The organism is Nonomuraea aridisoli (assembly GCF_003236395.1).
Classification (GTDB): domain Bacteria; phylum Actinomycetota; class Actinomycetes; order Streptosporangiales; family Streptosporangiaceae; genus Nonomuraea; species Nonomuraea aridisoli.
In genome coordinates this window covers 1-3,371 of the sequence record NZ_POUD01000479.1, presented here as the reverse complement: position 1 = coordinate 3,371, position 3,371 = coordinate 1, and the positions used below count along the sequence as shown (strand labels likewise).

Below are 3,371 nucleotides of genomic sequence, written 5' to 3'. Positions count from 1 at the left end.
GAGGTGGGGGCGGGCGGTGTGGCCGCCGGGCCCCGAGACGCGCACGACCAGCTTGTCGCAGGCGGAGGTGATCGGGCCGGTGCGCAGGCCGAGCTGGCCGACGTCGACGCGAGGGTCGCAGTGGAGGCCGAAGATGCGGTCGACGCCGCTGATGCCGCCGTGGGCCATGACCTCCAGCGCCCCGCCGGGCAGCTCCTCGGCGGGCTGGAAGATCAGCCGAACGCGGCCGGGCAGCACGCCCGCGGCGGCCTGCTGGGCCAGGAAGAGCGAGGTGCCGAGCAGCACGGTGGTGTGCACGTCATGACCGCAGGCGTGGCAGACGCCGGGCACGGTCGAGCGGTGCGCCACGTCCTTCTCGTCCTGCAGCGGCAGGGCGTCGATGTCGGCGCGCAGCGCGATGGTCGGGCCGTCCCCGCTGCCCACGTCGCAGATCAGCCCCGTGCCCCGGGGGAGCACCGAGGGGGTCAGCCCGGCGGCGGTGAGCCGCTCGGCGATGCGCTGCGTCGTGCGATATTCGGCGAAGGCCAGCTCGGGGTGCATGTGGAGGTCGCGGCGAAAGGCCACGAGATCCTGCTCGGTCTCCGCCAGGAACGCGTCGAGTTCGCCCCGAAGCTCACGTCCCCGCATATGTCACCGTCCTGTCCCAATGCCGCACGCCTCGATATGTACAAGGCCATCGCGGCTCATGCGCTGAAATGACTCTCCATCCCGCGTCGGCCCACCCGGTCGAGCGGCCGCTCGGCGAATCAAAAGACACACCCGGTGGTATCGGTGCGCGAGATCGTCAGCACGGGCTTCGCCTACGTCGGTCGCGAGTGCCTCCGCAGCACGGGAGCACAGCGGTCGGCCGTGAGCCCGATGGCGATGGTTCGACTTTATCGTCACCGCGAGAGTTCGCGGTGACAGATACCCCAAAAGTTGTCCGGTGGCATGTCCGAAACCGCTGGATGTCACGTTCCGTGCGGGTACGGCTGATCCGGAAATAGTCACAAGGGATCAGTAGATCGTGACCCGATGAGCCCCCTCCCAAACGTGGTCAGCGATTCCGAATCCTGTCACCTTCTGTCATGGTCATCACACTTCGGAGACGGCTGCGTTTGAGAAGAATGCGTGTTTCACTCGCCATATGATCACTAATATCCCGTTCGGGGAGAAGAGTGCTGGGTTGAGCATCTTCGAGCCGAGTGAGGGGACCCTGGTGGTCGTGCCCTCGCTCTCGCTTCCGCAGGACGAGCTCCGCCGGATCAAGGGAGCAAGGTCGTACGAGGAGCGCCTGCTGTTCCTGCTGCTCACGCTCCGCGACCCCGGGGTCAGGGTGGTCTATCTCTCCTCCGCGCCGATCGACCCGGACATCGTCGCGTACTACCTCTCCTTCCTGCCCGACCCGGACGACGCCGCCAAACGCCTGATGCTGGTCAGCGTGGACGAGCCCTGGTCCCAGCCGCTGACCAGGACCCTGCTCGCCCACCCCGACGTCGTCGAGCAGGTGCGCGCGGCGATCACCGGCGAGGCGTGGCTGGTGCCGTTCGTGCTGAGCGAGCTGGAGGAGCAGCTCGCCGCCTCACTCGGCATCCCCCTCTACGGCCCGGCCACGTCCCTGGCCTATTACGGCTCCAAGAGCGGGGCCCGCGAGGTCGGGCACGAGGCCGGCGTGCCGATGCCGCGCGGGTTCGGCGACGTGCGCACGGCGCTGGAGATCGACGAGGCGATCGAGGCCCTGCCGGGCCGACGCGTGATCGTCAAGCTCAACGACGGCTACTCCGGGCTCGGCAACGCCATCCTGACCAAGGGCGACCGGTCGCTGACCAGCTTCGCGGCGGACGGGGAGACCTGGGAGTCGTTCACCGCGAAGATCGCCGAGCGGGGGGCGGTGGTCGAGGAGTTCATCGAGCACCACCCGCTCTACTACCCGAGCGCGCTCGCCCAGATCACGCCCGGCGGGCAGGCGCAGGTGCTGGCCACCCACGACCAGGTGCTCGGCGGCGCCAACGGCCACGTCTACCAGGGCTGCACGTTCCCGGCGGCGTCCGCCTACCGGGCCGAGGTGGGCGCCTCGGCGCAGCGGATCGCGCAGGTCCTGGCCGACCGGGGCGTGGTCGGCCTGTTCGGGATGGACTTCTTCGCGCTCAAGGCCGACGCCGGGTACGCGGCGCTGCTGTGCGAGATCAACCTGCGCATCGGCGGGACGACGCATCCGTTCGGGGCGGCCGTGCTGACGACGGGGGCGACGTACGATCCGGGCACCGGTCACCTCATGTGCGGAGATCAGCCGAAGTTCTACACCGCGACCGACAACTGCGCTTCGGCGTGCCTGATGGGCCGCACGCCGGGTGAGGTGATCCGGACGGCGGAGCGGCTCGGGCTCGGCTACGACGCCGAGCGGCGCACCGGGAACGTTTTCCACCTGCTCGGGGCGCTCCCCGAGCACGGGAAGCTGGGCTTCACCTCGATCGGCGACTCCCGCGAGGAGGCCGCCGAGCTGCACGCCCACACCCGGCGGCTACTTTGCGGCCCCTGAGCGCAGGCCGCCGTCCTTGACGGACGAGCCGCGCAGGCCGCGCCAGCCGAGCACCGCGACCACGGCGCCGAGGACGACGTTCACCACGATCAGGATGCCGTGGACCACGTAGAAGCTGGTCGGATGCCCGTCGGCCAAGTTAAACCCGAGGTTCACCCACTCGAAGATCATGAACACGCCGAGGACGATCAGGAATCCGGCCGTCTTTCGTGACATCCGTGCCTCTCCAGTATCGAACGCGAATCTTCGGGGGATGTGTCGCCACATGCGTATTAACTCAGAGCTACGCTGAGACGGCCATGTGGACGAAAATCGTGCCGATCACGGCGCTCATCGCCTCGGTCGCGCTCTCCGGCGGCACCGCGCACGCCGAGCCGGGGACGCCGGTCGGCGGTGAGGCTCTGGGCAGCCGCGGCCTGGTCACCCCCGCAGGCGTCAAGAAGCCGCCCAAGAGCAAGGCTACTTCCTACGTCATCGCGGACGCCGACACGGGTCAGGTGCTGGCGGCGAAGGACGCCCACGGCAAGTACCTGCCGGCCAGCACGCTCAAGGCGCTGACGGCGCTGACGCTGATCCCCAAGCTCGACAAGAACCGCAAGGTGCGGCCCAGCCAGAACGCCTGCAACCAGGAGGGCAGCGCCGTCGGCCTGACGCCCAAGATCGCCTACAAGGTGGACGACCTGTTCAAGGCGCTGATGATGGCCTCGGGCAACGACGCCGCGATGGCCCTGGCCGAGACGAACGGCGGTCTCCCCCAGACCATGCGCGACATGAACGCGATGGCCAAGCGGCTGCAGGCGTACGACACGGTGGCCAAGACGCCGAGCGGGCTGGACCTGCCGGGGCAGAGCAG

General features: G+C 68.9%; 4 protein-coding genes. 2 read left to right on the top strand and 2 right to left on the bottom strand.

What is annotated here, in order from left to right; all coding sequences use genetic code 11:
* The coding region (locus tag C1J01_RS47115) for an amidohydrolase (RefSeq protein ID WP_146616014.1) at positions 1-627 on the bottom strand (627 nt) is incomplete at its 3' end.
* Between the two features lie 538 nt (positions 628-1,165).
* Between C1J01_RS47115 and C1J01_RS47110 the strand changes: the two genes are divergently transcribed.
* Positions 1,166-2,518, top strand: coding sequence for a peptide ligase PGM1-related protein (locus C1J01_RS47110; RefSeq protein ID WP_111185566.1), 1,353 nt, complete (start codon positions 1,166-1,168; stop codon positions 2,516-2,518).
* On the opposite strand, the gene C1J01_RS47105 is transcribed toward C1J01_RS47110, so the two are convergent.
* A complete protein-coding gene (locus tag C1J01_RS47105; protein WP_111185564.1) occupies positions 2,501-2,734 on the bottom strand; it encodes an SCO4848 family membrane protein in 234 nt (77 codons plus the stop codon). The genes C1J01_RS47110 and C1J01_RS47105 overlap by 18 nt on opposite strands.
* 83 nt (positions 2,735-2,817) lie before the next feature.
* Here C1J01_RS47105 and C1J01_RS47100 point away from each other — a divergent pair.
* Positions 2,818-3,371: D-alanyl-D-alanine carboxypeptidase family protein (locus C1J01_RS47100; RefSeq protein ID WP_146616013.1), on the top strand; the 554-nt coding region annotated here is incomplete at its 3' end.